The following is a 16,451-nucleotide window of genomic DNA, read 5'->3' on the forward strand; positions in this document are numbered from 1 at the left end:
TCAGCCTCCCGTGATGGGTTCGAAGGTCATCACCTGGTCGCCCTCGCGCAGCACGCACGCGTCGCGCTGCTCGCGGGGCACGAAGTCGCCGTTGACGGCGGTGGCCAGGGACGCGGGCGCCTTGTCGAGCGACGCGACGAGGGCGGCGAGCGTCGCCCCGTCGGCCAGGCGCACGGTCTCCTGGTTGAGTCGGATGGTCATCATGCGAGGGCCTCCAGGGCGGTGTCGACCAGGCCCGGCGCGATCAGCCAGCCGTGGCGGAACAGGCCGTTGATGCGCGTCAGGCCCGGGCGGGTGTCGAGCAGCGGCTGGTTGTCGGGCAGCGCCGGCCGCAGGTTGGTTTCGGTGTGCACGATGCGCGCTTCGGCCAGCGCGGGCACCACGCTGTGCGCGGCGGCCAGCAGTTCCACCGTCGTGCGCAGCGAGACCGGCGAGCGGTCCTCGCTCTCGATCTCGCTCGCGCCCACGACCACCAGGTCGGGCGCGCGCGGCACCAGGTAAACGCGGTGGCGCGCATGCAGGAGGCGCACCGGCCGGCGCAGGTCCACCCCCGGCGCCTGCAGCCAGAAGATCTCGCCGCGCACGCCGCGCACCGGCAGCTGCGGCCGCGCGCCAACGCCGCGCACGTCGAACACCCAGTCGAACGAGCGGGCCTCGCCCGCCAGCTGCAGCTGGTGCGGCTCGACGGCCTGCACCGGCGTCGACCAGTGCCAGGTGGTGCGCGCCGCGCCGGCCGCCAGCGCCTCCATCGCCTGCACGGTGTGGATGCGGCCCTCGCCCGCCAGCAGCCAGGCCTGCGGGCCCGGCCGCAGGGCCGGCTCGAGTTGCGCCAGCGCCTCGGCGGTGAGCGGCTGCGCCTGGTGCTCTGCCGGCGCCTTGCGCGCCAGCAGGTCCAGCAGCCGGCGCGCGGCGCCCTGGTCCTCGCGGTGCGCGACCAGCAGGCTGCCGTCGCGCCGGAAGTCCACCGGCTGCGGCAGCTCGCGCAGGATCTGCGGCCAGCGTTCGACCGAACGCAGTCCCCACTGGAACACGCGCTCGTCGGCGGTCTCGAGTTCGGCCACGGGGCTGAGCATGCCCGCGGCCGTCCAGCCGGCGGCGCCGCGCGCGAGCGGGCCCGGCGCCGGATCGAACACGTGCACGTCGTGGCCGGCCCGGCCGAGCTCGAACGCGAGCAGGCGCCCCAGCAGGCCGGCCCCCGCGATGCCGATGCGAAGCGGCTGCGTCATGCGGGCTCCAGCGAAGGATGCGGCCAGCGCGGAGCGGAAGCCGGGTCGAAGCGGGCCCGGCCTTCGTCGAACGCCGCCTGGAACGCCGGCACCGTCCGGCGCGGATCGTCGCCCAGGCCGCGCACCAGGCAGACGGCGCTGGCGCCCGCGGCCGTGGCCTGGCGCACCTGGTCCGGCGCGAGGATGCCGCCGATCGCCACCACCGGCTGCTGCGCCTGCGCGCCCCACCAGGCGAGGTTGTCCAGGCCCTGCGGTCGCCACGGCATGTCCTTGGTGGTGGTCGGCCACACGGGGCCACAGGCGATGTAGGCGGGCGCGAGCGAGCGGGCCCGGCACAGCTCCCACACCGCGTGCGAACTCACGCCCAGCGCCATGCGCGTGGCGGCGAGCTCCGCGAAGCCTTGCTCGCCCAGGCGGCCCAGGTCTTCCTGGCCCAGGTGCACCGCGTCGGCGCCCAGCTCGCCGGCCAGGCGCCAGTGGTCGTTGATGTAGAGGGTGGCGCCGGCGTCGCGCGCGGCGGCGATGCCTCCGCGCAGCGACGCGCGCAGGGTCGCGAACCAATGCTCGTCGGCGTCGGCGGGCTGCTTGATGCGCAGCTGGGTGAGCGTGACGCCCGCGTCGAGCACCTGGCGCAGGCGCGCGACGCTGTCGACGATCGCGTACAGGCCCGCGGCGGGCTGCCGCGCCGGGACGGCGACGACGGGCTGCTCGTCCCAGCCGAAGCCGGGCAGCGACTGGCCATCGGCCGCCAGCGCCAGCAGCGCGGCATCGGCGGCGACGAAGCCGCGCTGCTGGAATTCGCGCCAGCGTGGCGCCAGCGCCGCCGGCGCGGGCCGCGATGCCGCGCGCACGTGGCCGGCCGCCTGCGGCGTGTCCAGCCACAGCGCACCATCGGCGCCGGCCACGATCGCGGCGTGCGCGCCGGCCGCGCGCAGCGCGCGACCCAGCGCGGGCGCGGCCGCCTGCGCGGGCAGGCCGGCGCGCTGCGCGGCCTCGCCACGGGATAGCAGTTCGACCTCGCCGTGGCGCGGCGCGAGGAGCACGGCGTCCGTGGACGTCGACATCGCATCGGCCGTCATCGCATCACTCTCCCGCCGTCCACCAGCAGCACCTGCCCGGTGACGAACCCACTGGCCGGCGAGGCCAGGAACACCACCGGGCCCGCCACGTCCTCGGGCCGCGCCAGCCGGCGCAGCGGCGTGGCGGCCATGATCGACTCGCGGAACGCCGCCCGGGTGGCCGCGCTGCCCGCGGTCGGATGCACCAGCCCCGGGGCGACGCAATTGACGCGCACGCCCTGCGGCCCCAGTTCCGCGGCGAGGTGGCGGCTGAAGCCCACCAGCGCCGATTTGGCCGTGCCGTAGTCGTGGTACGGCACCACCGGGTCCTCCACCAGGTCGCTCACGAGGTTGACGATCGCGCCGCGGGCGTGCGCGCGCAGGTGCGGCAGCGCGGCCTGGCAGACATGGAACGCCGCGCCCACGGAGCCCTCGAACTGGCGCAGGTAGTCCGGCCAGCCCAGGCCGGCGAACGGCACGCGCCTCTCGGGGTCGAAGCTGTAGGGCGCGAACGCGTTGTTCACCAGCACGTCCAGGCGGCCCAGCTCGTCCACCGTGCGCTGCACCAGCGCCGCGGCCTCGCCGGGCTGCGTCACGTCGGCCTGCAGCGCCACGGCGTCGCCGCCCGCGGCCCGGCAGTCGCGCACCACCTCCTCGGCGGCTTGCGCATTGCGCAGGTAGTTGACGGCCACCGCCGCGCCCTGCGCAGCGAAGGCCCTGGCGATGGCCGCGCCGATGCCGCGCGAGGCGCCCGTCACCAGCACCACCTGGCCCTGCAAGTCCATGGGCATGCTCACTTGCCGGGCAGCAGGTCGGCCGCGACCACCTGCGCCATGTCGATGCGCTGCTGCACCAGCCCGAGCTGGCGGTACACGTCGGCCGCCTTCTGCAGCGACGCCGTGTCCATGGCCCCGGGGCCGTGCCGGCGCGTGAAGTCGGAGACGCTGGAGGCGTTGCGCAACTTGATCACCTCCAGGCTCGCCTGCGCGTCGCTGCCGTCGATGGCGCGCCGGCCGGCCAGCGCCGCCGCCTCGGCCGGCTGCGCCTGCATCCACGCCGCCGCGTCGCGGTAGGCGCGCAGGAACCGGCGCAGCACGTCCTTGCGCTTCTGGTAGGTGTCCTCGCGCACCACGAACAGGTCGCTGGACACGTTGATGTACCGGCCGACCTCCATCACGTCGACGTCGGTCACGCCGCGCCGGCGGCCCACCACCAGGCCGGTGTCGGTGGCCGCGGTGGCATCGACCTGTCCCTGCAGCAGCGGCGCGAAGTTCAGCAGGCCGGTGACGACCAGCGTGATGTCGGCCTCGGTCAGGCCGGCCTGGTGCAGCAGCACCTGCAGGTTCTGCCGCGTGCCGCTCGCCAGGCTGTACACGCCCACGCGCTTGCCCTTCAGGTCGGCCGGCGTGCGGATGCCGCTCTTCTTGAGCGACACCACGTTGAACACGTTCTGCGGATAGATGTCATAGATGGCGCGCAGCTTCTCGCCCTTGTCGAGGGCGGCGAACAGCGAGCCGGGATCGGTGAAGGCGACGTCGGCCTGGCCGCTGAGGATGTTGCGGATGGCGTCGCCGCCGCCGGCGCCGGGCACGTACTCCAGTGCCAGCCCCTGCGCGCGGTAGAAGCCCTTGTCCTCGTCCACCAGCAGCGGCGTCACCTCGGTGATCGGCTTGCTCCAGCCGGCGACGGTGAGCTTGTCCAGCCCTGCCGGCTGCTGGGCAACGGCGAACGCGGGCAGCGCCGCGGCGGCGGCGAGGAGGAAGTGACGGCGATCGTGCATCGTGGTGGCTCTCAGTGGGACAAACGGTAGGGGCGCAGCAGGCGCCGCTCGAGCAGCAGGGCCAGCTGGTAGGCGGCCAGGCCGAGCAGCGAGACCAGCACCAGCACGGCGAACATGAGGGGCGTGTCCATGCTGCCCTGCGCGGCGATGATCAGGGCGCCCAGGCCTTGGCTGGCGCCGATGAACTCGCCGACGACGGCGCCCACCAGGGCCAGCACGACCGCGATGCGCAACCCCGCCAGCACGGCGGGCAGCCCCGTGGGGAGCTTGAGCCGCCACAGCGTCTGCGAGCGCGTGGCGCCGAGCAGGCGGAACAGTTCCAGCCGCTCCGGCGGCACCTGCGCCAGGCCGGTCATGGTGTTCTCCATCAGCGGGAAGAAGCAGATCAGCGCCGTGATCACCACCGTGGAGGTGAGGCCGAAGCCGAACCAGACGATGAAGAGCGGCATCAGCGCCAGCTTGGGCACCACCTGGCTGACGACGACATAGGGCATCACCAGCACGCGAAGCGCCGGCAGTTCGGCCAGCAGCACGCCGACGCCGAAACCGATCGAGCAGCCCAGGCCCAGGCCGAGCAGCAGTTCGGCGGCGGTGGCGCGCAGGTGCGGCCAGAAGTAGCCGGAGGCGATCCCTTTCCAGAGCGCCTGCGCGACCATGCTGGGCGGCGGCAGCACGAGGGCCGACAGGCCCAGCGCGCGCGCCGCGCCCTCCCACGCGGCAAGCAGCAGCGCCAGCACGATAAGGCCCTGCAGCGGACGGTTCATGCCGGCACCTCCTCGAGCGCCAGCGCCGCGCGCACCCGGGCGCAGGCGGCGCCGAAGGCGGCGGTGTCGCGCACCGAGGCGTCGGCCGCGACCGGCAGCGTCAGCACCAGCCGGCCGGCCGCCAGCACCGACACCCGGTCGCCCAGGAACACCGCCTCGCCGATGTCGTGCGTGACGAACAGCACCGCGGTGCGGCGCGCGCGGCACACGCGCAGCAGGTCGCGCTGCAGCTCCTCGCGCGTGATGGCATCCAGCGCCGCGAACGGCTCGTCCAGCAGCAGCAGCGGCGGCTGCAGCAGCAGGGCCCGCGCGAGCGCGACGCGGCTTTGCTGGCCGCCGGAGAGCTGGCGCGGATGGCGGTCGGCATGGCCGGCCAGCCCCAGTTGCGCCAGCAGCGCGTCGGCGGCCTCGCGGTCGGCGTCCGTCGGCCGGCGCTGCAGCGACACCGGCAGCAGCACGTTGTCGCGCACCGTGAGCCAGTCCAGCAGCGTGGGGGCCTGGAACACGAAGCCGACATGGCGGCGGTCGGCCGGCACCTCGCCGCGCCAGGTGACGCTGCCCTGCGTGGGCGCGAGCAGCCCGGCGGCCAGCTTGAGCACGGTGGTCTTGCCGCAGCCGCTGCGGCCGACCAGGCAGTGGATCTCGCCCGCGTCGACGGCCAGCTCGATGCCCTGCACCACCGGCGCGAAGCCGCCGTAGGCGTACGACACGCCGCGCAGCTGCAGCAGGCTCACGGTGCGCCCTCCTGCCAGTGCGCGCCGAGGCGGTCCGCGGCGCGTTCGGCGCCCTGCTCGATCTCGACCATGCGCACCAGGTCGGCCAGGTTGAAGCGGCCGTCGTGGTGCCAGCCCGCCTCGGGCTGCGTCATGCCGCCGATGGCCGTGATGCGGGTCACGCCTGCCGCGCCGAGCTGGTCGGCCAGCCGGTACAGCGACTCGGCGTCGGTGGCGACGGCCGCCGTCTGCAGGAACGCCGTGTGCGGCGCCAGCTGCGCCACCACGGATTCCAGCGAATCGACGGCGGTCACCGCCACGCAGCGGTGGCCCGGCGTCGGCGCGAGCGGCTGCGGCCCCTGGCCCACCATGACCGCCCAGGGCGAGCGCTCGTCGCCCAGCAACTCCCCGCGGCCCTGCATGGCCTGCCATTCGGCCGCCTGCCGCCAGGCCGCGACCGCGGCCGCGTCCTCCAGCGGCAGGTCACGGCGCGGATGCCGGTGGGCCAGGCTGGCGAGCTCGGCCGCCAGGTGCTGCGCGAACGCGCGCGGGTCGAGCGCACCGCCACGCTCGACGTACACCGCGTGCGGCGAATAGCAGCCCTGCTGCTCGTAGCGCACGATGTCCAGCGCCGCCAGGCGGGCCAGCTGCGGGCCGCGCTGCATGTCGAGCGCCGCCCGGCCGACCAGCGCCACGCCCAGCTTGTGCCCGTAGCCGAGAAAGCGCGTGGTGACCGGCAGCTGGTCGCGCACCTCGCGCAGCGCCGCATTGCCGCCATAGGCGAGCACGGTGTCGGCGGCGCCGTACAGGGCGGATGCCGCCTCGCGGTCGCCGCCCTTCCACCACAGCACGGCCAGGCAATCGCGCCAGGGCGGATGCACCTCGGCCAGCGCGCGCGCGAGCAGCGTCGCGAACACCGGCTCGGCGCTGGGCAGCTTGCCGACGTTGCCGGCCTTGACCAGCAGGCCGCACACCAGGCTCCACATCGGCAGGCCGGGCACGTTGCCGGCCCAGCTGTGCACGAGCAGGTCGGGGCCGAACGCGCGCACGGCGCCGCCCTTGACCGCCGGCTGGAAGCCGTCGAGCACCTTGGGGTTGGCAAAGTCCTCGGCCACGAACCGGTGCAGCTGCGGCGCCCGGAAGGTGTGCAGGTAGGCGGTGAGCGCCAGCCGCACCATCTCGCGGTCGAGCCCGGTGACCACGGGCAGCAGCGCGTCGGCCTCGCGGCGCAGCGGATCGGCCGGATCCAGCAGGCGGGCGGTGGCGCGCGCGATCACCTCGATCACCTGCGTGACGGTCAGGGGGCGCAGTTGCTCGCGCGCGGCGCGGCGCACGTGCGCGGCCACGGCCTGCATCTGCGCCTGCGTGAGCGCGGGCACCTCGATCTCGACCGCCTCGCCGTGCGCCGCGAAGGGCAGCACGTGCCAGCGCACGTCGCGCTCGGCGACGCCCGGCACCTGCCCTGCCCGCCAGCGCGTCGTCATGGCCGTGCCGCCTCCAGGAACTCCTGCACGGCCAGCGAGCAGCCCTTGGCCTCTGCGCCCTCGGCGCGGCCGAGCAGCAGGAAGCCGCCGTCCACCGCGACGCCGACGTCCTCGGTCAGGATGGCGGTGGAGGCGTTGAAGTTGGCCAGGTCGCAGTGCGCGAGCACGCCGCGCCGGCCGGGCGGCACCTCGCGGCCGGTCAGCGGATCCAGCACGCGGGTGCGCACCCAGTGCGGCGCCTGCTTGACCGAGGGCACGACGGCGTTGCCCGCGTCGTAGAACTGCGAGCTGAGCTCGGTCATGCCGTACATGTTGATGCAGCGTTCGCGCGGCACGCCGAGGCCGGCGGCCAGGCGGTCGTAGAACTCGTCCAGCGGCAGTTCGCGCGCCTGGCCCTTGTAGCCGCCGGTGTCGAGCAGCCGGCTGCCCGCGGGCAGGCGGAACGCCAGGCCGCGCGCCTGCATCGCGTCGAGCAGGTGCACGAAGCTGAAGGTCGCGCCCAGCACCGCCACCGGCTCGCCGCCCTGCTCGGCGCGCGCAAGGAAGCCGCACACGCCGTCGACGTCCAGCCCCGTGGTGGCGCCCACCCACGACCGGCTGTCCGGCGTGCCGTGGGTGCGCACGGCCAGCGACAGGTAGCGCGCGAGCGAGGAGTTCTGCAGCTGCGCCTCGTCGGGGAACAGCGTCGCCATCGGCAGGCGCGGCGCGCCCTGCATGAAGCGCTGCGCGAAGTGGCGCCGCATCGACAGGTCCCAGACGGCGATCGTCGGATGGTGGTTGCGGCCCTTGACGTCGCCGCGGGTCGTGCCGCTGGTCATGAACACGCGCTCGCACTCGGCGGGCGGCAGGCAGCTGAGCGTGGCGTCCTTGAACGCGCTGATCGGCACCGGCGGCACGTCGCGCCAGCCGGCCACGCGCCGCGGCGTCAGTCCGCGCCGCTGACAGAAGCGCCGGTACGGCTCGTCGTGGGCGAACTGGAAGGCGAACAGCGCGGCGGCGAGGTCGTCGAACTCGGCGTCGGTGCAGCCGTCCTGCGCGACGAAGGCCAGCAGCCGGTCGACCAGCTGCTGCATCTCGGGGGGCAGGGGCCGGCTCATGGCAGCGGGTGCGCCTTCAGCGGCAGCGGCGACCAGGCGTGGTTGAGCGGGCCGCTGCCGGCGCCAGTGCGCACCGGCGCGCCCGCCTCGAGCGCGCCGCGCACGTAGGCGCGGGCGCGCTCGACGGCCGTCGGCAGGTCGGCCCCCAGCGCCAGCGAGGCGGCGATGGCGCTGGACAGCGTGCAGCCGGTGCCGTGCGTGTTGGCGGTGGCGATGCGCGGGCCGCGGAACCAGCGCGGCAGCGCGTCCGGCGCCAGGAGCAGGTCCGACACGGCGTCGCCGGCGAGGTGGCCGCCCTTGAGCAGGACGGCGCGCGCGCCCATGGCGAGCAGCCGGCGCGCCGCGGCTTCCATGTCGGCTTCGGTGGCCAGCGGCCGGTCCACCAGCATGGCGGCCTCGTCGAGGTTGGGCGTGACGACCAGCGCGCGCGGGAACAGATCGCGCACCAGCGTCGCGACGGCCTGCGGATCGATCAGCGCCGCGCCGCTGGTGGCCACCATCACGGGATCGAGCACCACCTGCCGCAGCTGGTGGCGGTCGATCGCGGCGGCCACGGCCTGCACGGTCGGCGCCGAATGCAGCATGCCGACCTTGACCGCGTCGACGCCGATGTCCTCGACCACCGCGTCGATCTGGTCGGCCAGGATCTGCAGCGGCACCGCATGGATCGAGCGCACGCCCAGCGTGTTCTGGGCGGTGAGCGCGGTGATCGCGGTCATGCCGTAGCAGCCCAGCGCCGCGAACGTCTTGAGGTCGGCCTGCACGCCGGCGCCGCCGCCGGAATCGGATCCGGCGATGGACAACACCCGCGGGTATTGCAGGGTGCGCGCGATGCTGCTCGTGGGATGCATGGGACCTCCTTCGCAAGCTGGACGACTGCTCCGAAGGACGGTCCGTCCACGGCCGGGCCCGGCCATGGACGAGAGTGCTCTTCTTACGCCGGTCTGAACCGGTTCAAGTTCACGGGTCTGGATCTCAGCACGCTGGCGCGTACACCCCGGAGCGGTTGCCATTGTGACATGGCCGCCGCCGCCCGGCTCGTCGGCAAGCGACCCCGTGCGGCAGTCGGACATGCATCCGATGCCGCGCCGGCCCCGTAAGAGGCGCACCGGAGCCGATCGGCGTTCGGACCACCCTCAACAGGAGTCGCCCCATGCTGCATCGCTTCCTCGCTCCCCTCTTGCTCGTGCTCACCGGACTGCTCGCCGCCTGCGGCGGAGGAGGCCAGCCCCCGGTCACGCAGTTCCCGCAGAACGCCTTCGTGTGGCAGGGACTAGGCGGCGACGCAGCCGCGCCCGCGGCGGTCTCCAAGGTGGTCGACGATGCCGTCGCCGGCCTGCTGGCGGACCCCAAGGTCGCGCCCTATTTCGCGGTGGTGGGCCAGCCGGGCCACGATTCCGTGGGCCGGCTGAAGGCCTGCCTCAACCTGCAGTTCAAGGCCCTGTTCGGCGGGCCGTTCAGCTATCCCGGCCCGGTGCAGGCCGACGGCGCCACGCTCACCTGCGACGACATGGTGGCCGCGCACGCCGACCTCGGCATCCCCGGCTGCGTGTTCGACCAGTTCATCGCCGACGCCGCGGCGGTGCTCAAGGCGGACGGGGTGCCCGACAACTACATCGCCCAGGTCGCGCCGACCCTGGTCGGACTGAAGTCGGACATCGTGTCCAAGGCGCCGGTGTTCCTCGGCCCGAACACGGCCCAGAACTGCCAATGACCATGCTGCGCGCCCTTCGTGCGAAGCACGTGGCGATCGGCTTCGCGCTGGCCGCCGCCGCCCTGGCCGCCATCGGCGGGATGCACACCCGCGCCGGGATGACCCTGCTCGCGCGGCTCGGCGTCCCCTGCCCGGTCGACCGGGCTTCGGCGGCGCAGGTCGGCCAGGTCCGCGAGAGCGGCCTGGCCCGGCAACGCGGAACCGTGCCGGCGCCGGCCCGGCCGGCCTTTGGACTGGCGCTCGACCAGAGCAGCGAACCCGCGGCCCGCGCCTGGGCCGACGCCCATGGCGTCGCCTGCGAGCCGGTGGAGCGCGGGCTGCGGTACCTGCGCTGCCGCGGCTTCGACGCGGCGGCGCTGGGCATCGCCGGTGCTCCGGTCAGCGAGATGTGGCTCAGCTTCGGTCCGCATGGACGGCTGGTGGGCGTGGACGTCTACCGGCGCGGTCTCGACGACGCCGGCACGGCCGTGGCCTGGGCGGACGCCACGCGGCGCTTGCGCACGAGCCTGGGCGAGCCGACCCGCGCGTTCGGCGACGCGTCACCCGCCGTGCTGCGCGCCTCGGCGCTGCAGAGCGCGCGTGTCGAATACCGCTATGCGGACTACCTGGCCAGCGTGACGGCGGTGAACCTGCCGCATGCCGGACTGGCCGTGCGCGAGCAGTACCTGTCGGCGCGGCCGGCCACGGCGTCCTAGGTCGGCTGGGCCGCGACCACGCGCACCGGCACCGGCGCGCCCTGCCGACCGCGGGCGCGCAGCTGGCCGCAGCCGCCGTCCACGTCCTGCCCGGCCGAGTTGCGCAGCTTGGTCAGCACGCCCGCGCGGTGCAGCCGGCGCGCGATGGCCGCCGCCTTCTCCCAGGCGGGACGGCGGTACGGCAGGTCGGGCACGGCGTTGTAGGGAATCATGTTCAGCACGGCGTAGCGGCCGCGCAGCAGGCGCTCGATGCCCTGCAGCTCCTCGTCGGTGTCGTTCACGCCCTCGAGCAGGGTCCACTGCACCTGCATCGGGTAGCCGGTCGCGCGCGCATAGGCATCGCCCGCCTCCACCAGGTCGGCCGGCGCGATGCGCGGCGCGCGCGGCAGCAGCTCGGCGCGCAGGTCCTCGCGCGTGGTGTGCAGCGACAGCGCCAGCGCGGGCTTGACCGGCCCCTGCGGCAGGCGCGCGAACACGCGCTCGTCGCCGACCGTGGAGACCACCAGGCTCTTGTGGCCGATGCCGCCGGCCGTGCCGAGCAGGTCGATGGCCTCCATCACGTTGGCCAGGTTGTGCGCGGGCTCGCCCATGCCCATGAACACCACCTTGCGCACCGCGCGGCGCCGGCGCGCGAGCACCACCTGCGCCACGATCTCGGCGCTGCCGACCTGGCGCACCAGGCCCTCGCGCCCCGTCATGCAGAAGCGGCAGCCCACGGCGCAGCCGATCTGGCTGGACACGCACAGCCCCTCGCGCGGCAGCAGGACGCTCTCGCAGGTCTGGCCGTCCGCCAGCGCGACCAGCAGGCGGACCGAGCCGTCGGCCGCCGGATGCTCGGACACGACCGACGCCAGCCGCTCCAGCTCGGCCTGCAGGCCGGGCAGCGCTTCGCGCAGGCTCCGGGGCAGGTAGTCGTCGATCGAGCGGCGGCCGCTGTCCTGCGGCTGCGCCTGCGACCACAGGCGCAGCACGCGCTGCTCGTGCGCGGGCTTGGCGCCCAGGGCGCGCAGCCGCTCGCGGAGGTCGGAGAGTTGGTGCACGGCGCGAGCTTACCCGGGCGGCCTGGGACAATCGCCCGCATGAGCTTCGTCCCCGACGACCTGCCGACCTCGCGCGTCCGCATCGAGCGCACGCTGGCCGCCTTGCAGGCCGGGGCGCTGCAGCTGCGCCCGCCACCGCCCGAGCCCACGACCTGCTGCGGCCGCGGCTGCAATGGCTGCGTGTGGGAAGGCTTCTATGCCGCGCTGGGCTGGTGGCTGGAGGATGCGCAGGCCTTGCTGGCGACTGCCGGCGGCGGTCTCAGCGGTTCCGGGGGTCGCTGATCGGGGACGGCGCAGGCCTGGCGTGCACGCGTTACCTCAGCTGCCGGCGACGACGTCGTCGCGGCCGGGCGCGCGAGACTCAGCAGCCGCCCTTGCAGCGGAACTGCCGCGTGCCGGCGGCGTTGAACGCCTCCAGCCGCGAGCGCGGCATGTGCTTGCCGCAGCGGAAGCAGCTCATGGTCACGCCGAACGCGCCGGCGAACTCGCTGCCGGGCGTCTTGGATTGGTAGCGCAGCCCGCCGGGGCGGATGCGCGTCTTGATGTCGTCGTCCTTCATGGGACGACCGTTCAGCGGCGTTGCGGCGGACGTCGGGCCGGGCCACCGTCGCGGCGCTCGGGCAGGTGCCGGAACATGATGCGGCCCTTGCTCAGGTCGTAGGGCGACATCTCCAGCGTCACGTCGTCACCCGCGATGATGCGGATGCGGTGCTTCTTCATCTTGCCGCCGGTGTAGGCCACGAGTTCGTGGCCGTTGTCGAGGATCACTCGGCAGCGGGAGTCGGGCAGGATCTCGGCGACCTTCCCGCGCATCTCAATCAGTTCTTCCTTGGCCATGGGGCTCCTTTCGCATGCCCGTGGACACGCGCTGGTGGCCACGGCGCGGATGGCGCCGGGCCGAAACAAGCCACGACCGCAAGCCCGGAACGCATGAGCGCCCGGGCTGCGGTGTGGGTGAAGACGCGGTGCGTCTTCAGTAGCCGCGCCCGCGGCTGAAACCGCCGGAACCGCCGGCGCGCGGAGCGCGCGGCTCCATCGGGCGCGCTTCGTTGACCACCAGGCCACGACCGCCGTACTGCTGGCCGTTCATGCCCTGGATGGCCGCCTGGGCCTCGGCATCGCTGCCCATCTCCACGAAGCCGAAGCCCTTGGAGCGGCCGCTGTCGCGGTCCATCATGACCTTGGCGCTGCTGACCGAGCCGAACTGGCTGAACGCCTGTTCCATGTCGCTGTCGCCGAACGAATAGGGCAGGTTGCCCACGTAAAGTTTGTTGCCCATGAGGACTCCATTGAAAGGGTATGAAACCGCGATGGAGCCTGGATGCAATCACAAACCCATGGTGTGTTCGAAAACGCGAAGCTGACCGGTCACCGCAGAAGGTGCGTGCCGGCGTTCCGGCACATCCCGCATTATGCCCCCTGCGGCGCGCGATGTCCCGGCGGGCGAAAGAAAAGACCCTGGAGTGCGCCGGTCAAGAGGTGGGCGTGGCGGGCGGCTTGGCGTCCATCACCTGGGCCCAGCGCGACCAGGCCGCGTCGGTGTCGGCGCGCGCCTGCATCCAGGCGCGGAACTCGGGCGTCTGCAGCGCCTGGCCGGTGTCGCCGCTGGCTTCGGCCTGGGCATGCACCTCGTCGAAACGGCGTTCGGCCACGCCCTCGATCCCCTCGATGCGGATCGCCGCCGATTCCATCAGCGCCAGTTCTTCTTCCCAAAACTTCATCAGCCGTCTCCGGTGCAATCCCCGAGTATGACGGAACGGTGCCGACGAGCTCGCGGCCGAGGGGCATGGCCTCACCGCCCGGCGGCCCCCCTGAACGCGCCGGGACGGACGGGTCCTACCACCGCATCAGTGCGCGCTTGCCCCGCGCCCCGGGTGCGCCCGACAGCGCGGCGCCGCGCGGGTCCCTACCTTGGGTGTGTTCCAACTCCCGGGAGAACAGTCCATGGACACCAACACGCTCCTTCTCGCGCTGCTGGTTGCCGTCCTGATCGCCATCGCGCTCTGGATGTTCAGCCGCCGCAGCCGCTCCCAGCACCTCGAGAAACGCTTCGGGCCCGAGTACGGCCGTACCGTCGATGCATTCGGCAGCCGCGACAAGGCCGAGGCTGAATTGCTGGCGCGGCAAAAGCGCGTCGAGCAGCTCGACATCGTGCCGCTCTCGCCCGCCGACGCCCAGCGCTTCACCCAGGAGTGGCGGATGCTGCAGGCGCGGTTCGTCGACAACCCGCAGGGCGCGCTGAGCGAGGCCGACGCGCTGGTGCGCGAGCTGATGCAAAAGCGCGGTTATCCGGTGGGCGACTTCGAGCGCCGCGCGGCCGACATCTCGGTGCACCACCCGCAGGTGGTCGAGCACTACCGCGCCGCCCACGAGCTGAGCGAGCTCGAGCGCCGCGGCCAGGTGGACACCGAAGGCATGCGCCAGGCCGTCATCCACTACCGCGCGCTGTTCGCCGAACTGCTGCAGGTCCAGGACCCGCGCACGCAGGACGATCCCCACACCCACCACCATGGCATGAGGACCCAATCATGAGCCGAGAAGACCACGACCGACTGAGCACCGCCGACCTCGTCGCCGGCACCGGGCAGCGCGATGCGGTGCTGCCCCAGCAGGTGGAGCGCCACGAAGGGGGGCGCGAGCCGCAGCAGCAGCAGCTGCAGCAGCCCCGGCACGAGCGCTTCGCCCAGCCGCAGCGGCGTGAGCCGATGGACGAGCCCCGCGCCATGCGCGACCAGCTCGACGAGCCTCGCGCCCAGGGCCTGGAGCCGCCCCGTGATCCTGGATTGCAGCAGGACGCCGGGATGCACCGCGACCCGGCGATGCGGCCCGATCCGTCCATGCATCGTGAGCCGCTGCGCTGTGACCCCGGGATGCAGCGCGACCCCGCCGTGCACCACGACCCGGCGATGCACCAGCAATTGGCGGGCAATGCTGCCGGCATCCCGCCAGGGACCGAGCAGCTCGCGGCCCTGTTCCCGCCCCAGGTCGCCGCCGACTTCCGCAACCACTGGGACCAGGTGCAGATCGGCTTCGTCGACGATCCGCGCCAGGCCGTGCGCCAGGCCGACGAACTGGTCGCGCAGGTGATGAAGAGCCTGGCCTCGAGCTTCGCGGACCAGCGCGCGCGGCTGGAAGCCGGCCTCGGCCAGGGCGAGCAGGCCAACACCGAGAACCTGCGCATGGCCCTGCGCGGTTACCGCTCGTTCTTCCAGCGGCTGCTGTCGCTCTGAACATGCCGGGCCTGCCCGGCATCAGACCTTCTAACGCCCGCAGTCCTTCGGTCGTCATGCCGGGCTCGACCCGGCATCCAGTCCCCAGGCGATGGTCGCCCCTGGATGGCGGGTCGAGCCCGCCATGACGGCACCCGGTCGAGCCCGCCATGACGGCCGGCGGGGCCGAGCCGCCACGACAGCCCCGCCTCAGCGCGCCGGCGACGCGATCGCCGCCTCGGGCTTGACGGTGCGCAGCAGGTCCATCATGTCGCGCTCGATGCGCTGCATCGATTCGGGTGTGTGGCCCTCGAAGCGCAGCGTCAGCACCGGCGCGGTGTTCGATGCGCGCACGACGCCGAAGCCGTCCGGCCAGTCGACCCGCACGCCGTCGAGCGTGCACACCTGCGCGCCGGGAAAGGCCGCGCGCCCGGCCAGCACCTGCGCGATGCGGTGCGCCTCGCCGTCGGCGCAGGGCACGTGCAGCTCGGGCGTCGAGCAGCTGGTGGGCAATGTGTCCAGCACGGCGCTCGCATCGCCATGGCGCGAGAGGATCTCGAGCAGGCGGCAGCCCGCATACGTGCCGTCGTCGAAGCCGCCCCAGCGGTCGTTGAAGAACACGTGGCCGCTCAGTTCGCCGCCCAGCGGCGCCTGCAGCGCGCGCATGCGGTCCTTGATCGGCACGTAGCCGGTGCGCTCCATCACCGGGCGGCCGCCGACGGCGGCGATGGCCTCGCCCAGGCGCTGCGTGCACTTGACGTCGAACACGATGGGCGCGCCCGGATGGCGGCCCAGCACGTCCCAGGCGAACAGGATCATCTGGCGGTCGGGCCAGACGATGCTGCCGGCGGCCGTCACCACGCCGAGCCGGTCGCCGTCGCCGTCCAGGGCCAGTCCCAGGTCCGCATGGTGCTCGCGCACCGACTCGACCAGGTCCTGCAGGTTCTCGGGCTGCGACGGGTCGGGGTGGTGGTTGGGAAAGCGCCCGTCGACCTCGGTGAACAGTTCGATGACCTCGCAGCCGATGGCCCGGAACACCGCGGGTGACGACGCGCCCGCGACGCCGTTGCCCGTGTCCAGCACGATCTTCATCGGACGCGCCAGCCGGATGTCGCCCGCGATCCGTTGCAGGTAGGCCGGCGCGATGTCCTGCTGCCGCACGTGCCCCGGCGCCGCCGCGGCGGGCCACTCGCGCCGCTCGATCGCGCGGCGCAATTGCTGGATTCCGTCGCCGACCACGTCGCGGCCGGCCAGCACCATCCGGAAGCCGTTGCGGTCGGGCGCGTCGTGGCTGGCGGTGACCTGGATGGCGCTGCGCGCGAGCGACTGGGTGGCGAAGGCGAGCATCGGCGTGGTCACCATGCCAACGTCGATGACGTCGATGCCGCCCGCCACCAGCCCCTGCACCAGGGAGCTCGCCAGCGCCGGGCTGCTCAGGCGGCCGTCGCGCCCCACGGCGACCGTGCGCTCGCCTTGCGCCAGCGCGCGGGCGGCGAAGGCGCGCCCGAGCGCCTCGGCCACGCCCTCGTCCAGGCTCGCGGGCACGCTCCCGCGGAGGTCGTAAGCCTTGAAGATGCCGGGCGATGGCCGCACGCGCTGCCCTTTCCGAATGAGTGCGGCTCATTCTAGGCAGGACGTATGCTGGCGCGCATCCGCACCACTCCTGCCCCT

21 protein-coding genes and 1 riboswitch are annotated in these 16,451 nt (G+C 73.5%); of the genes, 5 read left to right on the forward strand and 16 right to left on the reverse strand.

Annotated elements, in window-relative coordinates; all coding sequences use genetic code 11:
• The 10 genes from thiS to thiD are packed head-to-tail and all read right to left on the reverse strand — an operon-like array spanning position 1 to position 8,973.
• Positions 1 to 204 carry a sulfur carrier protein ThiS gene (gene thiS / locus AC3ANR_RS15060; RefSeq protein ID WP_488288918.1) on the reverse strand — a complete coding sequence of 68 codons (204 nt, stop codon included), beginning with the start codon at positions 202 to 204 and terminating at the stop codon, positions 1 to 3.
• Positions 201 to 1,226 carry an FAD-dependent oxidoreductase gene (locus AC3ANR_RS15065; RefSeq protein WP_488288919.1) on the reverse strand — a complete coding sequence of 342 codons (1,026 nt, stop codon included), beginning with the start codon at positions 1,224 to 1,226 and terminating at the stop codon, positions 201 to 203. Before AC3ANR_RS15065 ends, thiS begins: the two co-directional genes overlap by 4 nt.
• Entirely contained in the window at positions 1,223 to 2,305 is a 1,083-nt protein-coding gene (locus AC3ANR_RS15070) for a thiamine phosphate synthase (RefSeq protein WP_488288920.1), read from the reverse strand. Before AC3ANR_RS15070 ends, AC3ANR_RS15065 begins: the two co-directional genes overlap by 4 nt.
• Positions 2,302 to 3,069, reverse strand: a complete 768-nt coding sequence (locus AC3ANR_RS15075; RefSeq protein ID WP_488288921.1) for an SDR family oxidoreductase — start codon at positions 3,067 to 3,069, stop codon at positions 2,302 to 2,304. The genes AC3ANR_RS15070 and AC3ANR_RS15075 overlap by 4 nt, the downstream gene beginning before the upstream one ends.
• Positions 3,070 to 3,077: 8 nt before the next feature.
• On the reverse strand, positions 3,078 to 4,064 hold the full coding sequence (locus AC3ANR_RS15080; RefSeq protein WP_488288922.1) for an ABC transporter substrate-binding protein: 987 nt from the start codon (positions 4,062 to 4,064) through the stop codon (positions 3,078 to 3,080).
• Between the two features lie 11 nt (positions 4,065 to 4,075).
• A complete protein-coding gene (locus AC3ANR_RS15085; protein ID WP_488288923.1) occupies positions 4,076 to 4,828 on the reverse strand; it encodes an ABC transporter permease in 753 nt (250 codons plus the stop codon).
• Complete coding sequence (locus AC3ANR_RS15090) at positions 4,825 to 5,562, reverse strand: ABC transporter ATP-binding protein (RefSeq protein WP_488288924.1); 738 nt, start codon at positions 5,560 to 5,562, stop codon at positions 4,825 to 4,827. Before AC3ANR_RS15090 ends, AC3ANR_RS15085 begins: the two co-directional genes overlap by 4 nt.
• A complete protein-coding gene (locus tag AC3ANR_RS15095) occupies positions 5,559 to 7,025 on the reverse strand; it encodes an acyl-CoA reductase (RefSeq protein ID WP_488288925.1) in 1,467 nt (488 codons plus the stop codon). The genes AC3ANR_RS15090 and AC3ANR_RS15095 overlap by 4 nt, the downstream gene beginning before the upstream one ends.
• Positions 7,022 to 8,122: a LuxE/PaaK family acyltransferase gene (locus AC3ANR_RS15100; protein ID WP_488288926.1), complete on the reverse strand. Its 1,101-nt coding sequence runs from the start codon at positions 8,120 to 8,122 to the stop codon at positions 7,022 to 7,024. The genes AC3ANR_RS15095 and AC3ANR_RS15100 overlap by 4 nt, the downstream gene beginning before the upstream one ends.
• Positions 8,119 to 8,973 (reverse strand): bifunctional hydroxymethylpyrimidine kinase/phosphomethylpyrimidine kinase, encoded by an 855-nt coding sequence (gene thiD, locus AC3ANR_RS15105; protein WP_488288927.1) that lies wholly within the window; start codon positions 8,971 to 8,973, stop codon positions 8,119 to 8,121. Before thiD ends, AC3ANR_RS15100 begins: the two co-directional genes overlap by 4 nt.
• Positions 8,974 to 9,036: 63 nt before the next feature.
• A riboswitch (TPP riboswitch) is annotated at positions 9,037 to 9,132 on the reverse strand.
• Positions 9,133 to 9,275: 143 nt separating this feature from the next.
• Between thiD and AC3ANR_RS15110 the strand changes: the two genes are divergently transcribed.
• Both AC3ANR_RS15110 and AC3ANR_RS15115 read left to right on the forward strand, forming a co-directional pair.
• On the forward strand, positions 9,276 to 9,836 hold the full coding sequence (locus AC3ANR_RS15110; protein ID WP_488288928.1) for a group I truncated hemoglobin: 561 nt from the start codon (positions 9,276 to 9,278) through the stop codon (positions 9,834 to 9,836).
• Between the two features lie 2 nt (positions 9,837 to 9,838).
• The gene (locus AC3ANR_RS15115) at positions 9,839 to 10,531 is read left to right on the forward strand and encodes a hypothetical protein (RefSeq protein WP_488288929.1); all 693 of its coding nucleotides are present in this window, start codon (positions 9,839 to 9,841) and stop codon (positions 10,529 to 10,531) included.
• Here the strand turns inward: AC3ANR_RS15115 and AC3ANR_RS15120 are convergent.
• Positions 10,528 to 11,571: an RNA methyltransferase gene (locus AC3ANR_RS15120; protein ID WP_488288930.1), complete on the reverse strand. Its 1,044-nt coding sequence runs from the start codon at positions 11,569 to 11,571 to the stop codon at positions 10,528 to 10,530. The two genes, AC3ANR_RS15115 and AC3ANR_RS15120, sit on opposite strands and share 4 nt — an antisense overlap.
• 39 nt (positions 11,572 to 11,610) lie before the next feature.
• On the opposite strand from AC3ANR_RS15120, the gene AC3ANR_RS15125 reads away from it, so the two are divergent.
• A complete protein-coding gene (locus AC3ANR_RS15125) occupies positions 11,611 to 11,853 on the forward strand; it encodes an oxidoreductase-like domain-containing protein (RefSeq protein WP_488288931.1) in 243 nt (80 codons plus the stop codon).
• A 79-nt stretch (positions 11,854 to 11,932) separates the two neighbouring features.
• Here the strand turns inward: AC3ANR_RS15125 and AC3ANR_RS15130 are convergent, their stop codons facing one another.
• The 4 genes from AC3ANR_RS15130 to AC3ANR_RS15145 all read right to left on the reverse strand — a co-directional run bounded on the left by AC3ANR_RS15130 (position 11,933) and on the right by AC3ANR_RS15145 (position 13,292).
• Positions 11,933 to 12,130 carry a hypothetical protein gene (locus AC3ANR_RS15130; protein WP_488288932.1) on the reverse strand — a complete coding sequence of 66 codons (198 nt, stop codon included), beginning with the start codon at positions 12,128 to 12,130 and terminating at the stop codon, positions 11,933 to 11,935.
• Positions 12,131 to 12,141: 11 nt separating this feature from the next.
• On the reverse strand, positions 12,142 to 12,408 hold the full coding sequence (infA, locus tag AC3ANR_RS15135) for a translation initiation factor IF-1 (protein ID WP_488288933.1): 267 nt from the start codon (positions 12,406 to 12,408) through the stop codon (positions 12,142 to 12,144).
• 136 nt (positions 12,409 to 12,544) lie between these two features.
• A complete protein-coding gene (rbp, locus tag AC3ANR_RS15140) occupies positions 12,545 to 12,850 on the reverse strand; it encodes an RNA-binding regulator (protein WP_488288934.1) in 306 nt (101 codons plus the stop codon).
• A gap of 193 nt (positions 12,851 to 13,043) precedes the next feature.
• A complete protein-coding gene (locus AC3ANR_RS15145; RefSeq protein WP_488288935.1) occupies positions 13,044 to 13,292 on the reverse strand; it encodes a hypothetical protein in 249 nt (82 codons plus the stop codon).
• Positions 13,293 to 13,515: 223 nt separating this feature from the next.
• On the opposite strand from AC3ANR_RS15145, the gene AC3ANR_RS15150 reads away from it, so the two are divergent.
• Both AC3ANR_RS15150 and AC3ANR_RS15155 read left to right on the forward strand, forming a co-directional pair.
• On the forward strand, positions 13,516 to 14,103 hold the full coding sequence (locus AC3ANR_RS15150; protein ID WP_488288936.1) for a hypothetical protein: 588 nt from the start codon (positions 13,516 to 13,518) through the stop codon (positions 14,101 to 14,103).
• Positions 14,100 to 14,801 carry a hypothetical protein gene (locus AC3ANR_RS15155; protein ID WP_488288937.1) on the forward strand — a complete coding sequence of 234 codons (702 nt, stop codon included), beginning with the start codon at positions 14,100 to 14,102 and terminating at the stop codon, positions 14,799 to 14,801. Before AC3ANR_RS15150 ends, AC3ANR_RS15155 begins: the two co-directional genes overlap by 4 nt.
• Before the next feature lie 189 nt (positions 14,802 to 14,990).
• Here the strand turns inward: AC3ANR_RS15155 and AC3ANR_RS15160 are convergent, their stop codons facing one another.
• A complete protein-coding gene (locus AC3ANR_RS15160) occupies positions 14,991 to 16,373 on the reverse strand; it encodes a phosphomannomutase/phosphoglucomutase (RefSeq protein WP_488288938.1) in 1,383 nt (460 codons plus the stop codon).
• Positions 16,374 to 16,451 lie beyond the last annotated feature (78 nt).

It is taken from the genome of Ramlibacter sp. JJN2-2R (assembly GCF_057747835.1).

What these genes read in the sequence shown, in the direction of transcription:
- thiS (WP_488288918.1), bottom strand. Translation starts at nt 204, where the DNA reads ATGATGACCATCCGACTCAACCAGGAGACCGTGCGCCTGGCCGACGGG.
- AC3ANR_RS15065 (WP_488288919.1), bottom strand. Translation starts at nt 1,226, where the DNA reads ATGACGCAGCCGCTTCGCATCGGCATCGCGGGGGCCGGCCTGCTGGGG.
- AC3ANR_RS15070 (WP_488288920.1), bottom strand. Translation starts at nt 2,305, where the DNA reads ATGACGGCCGATGCGATGTCGACGTCCACGGACGCCGTGCTCCTCGCG.
- AC3ANR_RS15075 (WP_488288921.1), bottom strand. Translation starts at nt 3,069, where the DNA reads ATGGACTTGCAGGGCCAGGTGGTGCTGGTGACGGGCGCCTCGCGCGGC.
- AC3ANR_RS15080 (WP_488288922.1), bottom strand. Translation starts at nt 4,064, where the DNA reads ATGCACGATCGCCGTCACTTCCTCCTCGCCGCCGCCGCGGCGCTGCCC.
- AC3ANR_RS15085 (WP_488288923.1), bottom strand. Translation starts at nt 4,828, where the DNA reads ATGAACCGTCCGCTGCAGGGCCTTATCGTGCTGGCGCTGCTGCTTGCC.
- AC3ANR_RS15095 (WP_488288925.1), bottom strand. Translation starts at nt 7,025, where the DNA reads ATGACGACGCGCTGGCGGGCAGGGCAGGTGCCGGGCGTCGCCGAGCGC.
- AC3ANR_RS15100 (WP_488288926.1), bottom strand. Translation starts at nt 8,122, where the DNA reads ATGAGCCGGCCCCTGCCCCCCGAGATGCAGCAGCTGGTCGACCGGCTG.
- thiD (WP_488288927.1), bottom strand. Translation starts at nt 8,973, where the DNA reads ATGCATCCCACGAGCAGCATCGCGCGCACCCTGCAATACCCGCGGGTG.
- AC3ANR_RS15110 (WP_488288928.1), top strand. Translation starts at nt 9,276, where the DNA reads ATGCTGCATCGCTTCCTCGCTCCCCTCTTGCTCGTGCTCACCGGACTG.
- AC3ANR_RS15115 (WP_488288929.1), top strand. Translation starts at nt 9,839, where the DNA reads ATGCTGCGCGCCCTTCGTGCGAAGCACGTGGCGATCGGCTTCGCGCTG.
- AC3ANR_RS15125 (WP_488288931.1), top strand. Translation starts at nt 11,611, where the DNA reads ATGAGCTTCGTCCCCGACGACCTGCCGACCTCGCGCGTCCGCATCGAG.
- AC3ANR_RS15130 (WP_488288932.1), bottom strand. Translation starts at nt 12,130, where the DNA reads ATGAAGGACGACGACATCAAGACGCGCATCCGCCCCGGCGGGCTGCGC.
- infA (WP_488288933.1), bottom strand. Translation starts at nt 12,408, where the DNA reads ATGGCCAAGGAAGAACTGATTGAGATGCGCGGGAAGGTCGCCGAGATC.
- rbp (WP_488288934.1), bottom strand. Translation starts at nt 12,850, where the DNA reads ATGGGCAACAAACTTTACGTGGGCAACCTGCCCTATTCGTTCGGCGAC.
- AC3ANR_RS15145 (WP_488288935.1), bottom strand. Translation starts at nt 13,292, where the DNA reads ATGAAGTTTTGGGAAGAAGAACTGGCGCTGATGGAATCGGCGGCGATC.
- AC3ANR_RS15150 (WP_488288936.1), top strand. Translation starts at nt 13,516, where the DNA reads ATGGACACCAACACGCTCCTTCTCGCGCTGCTGGTTGCCGTCCTGATC.
- AC3ANR_RS15155 (WP_488288937.1), top strand. Translation starts at nt 14,100, where the DNA reads ATGAGCCGAGAAGACCACGACCGACTGAGCACCGCCGACCTCGTCGCC.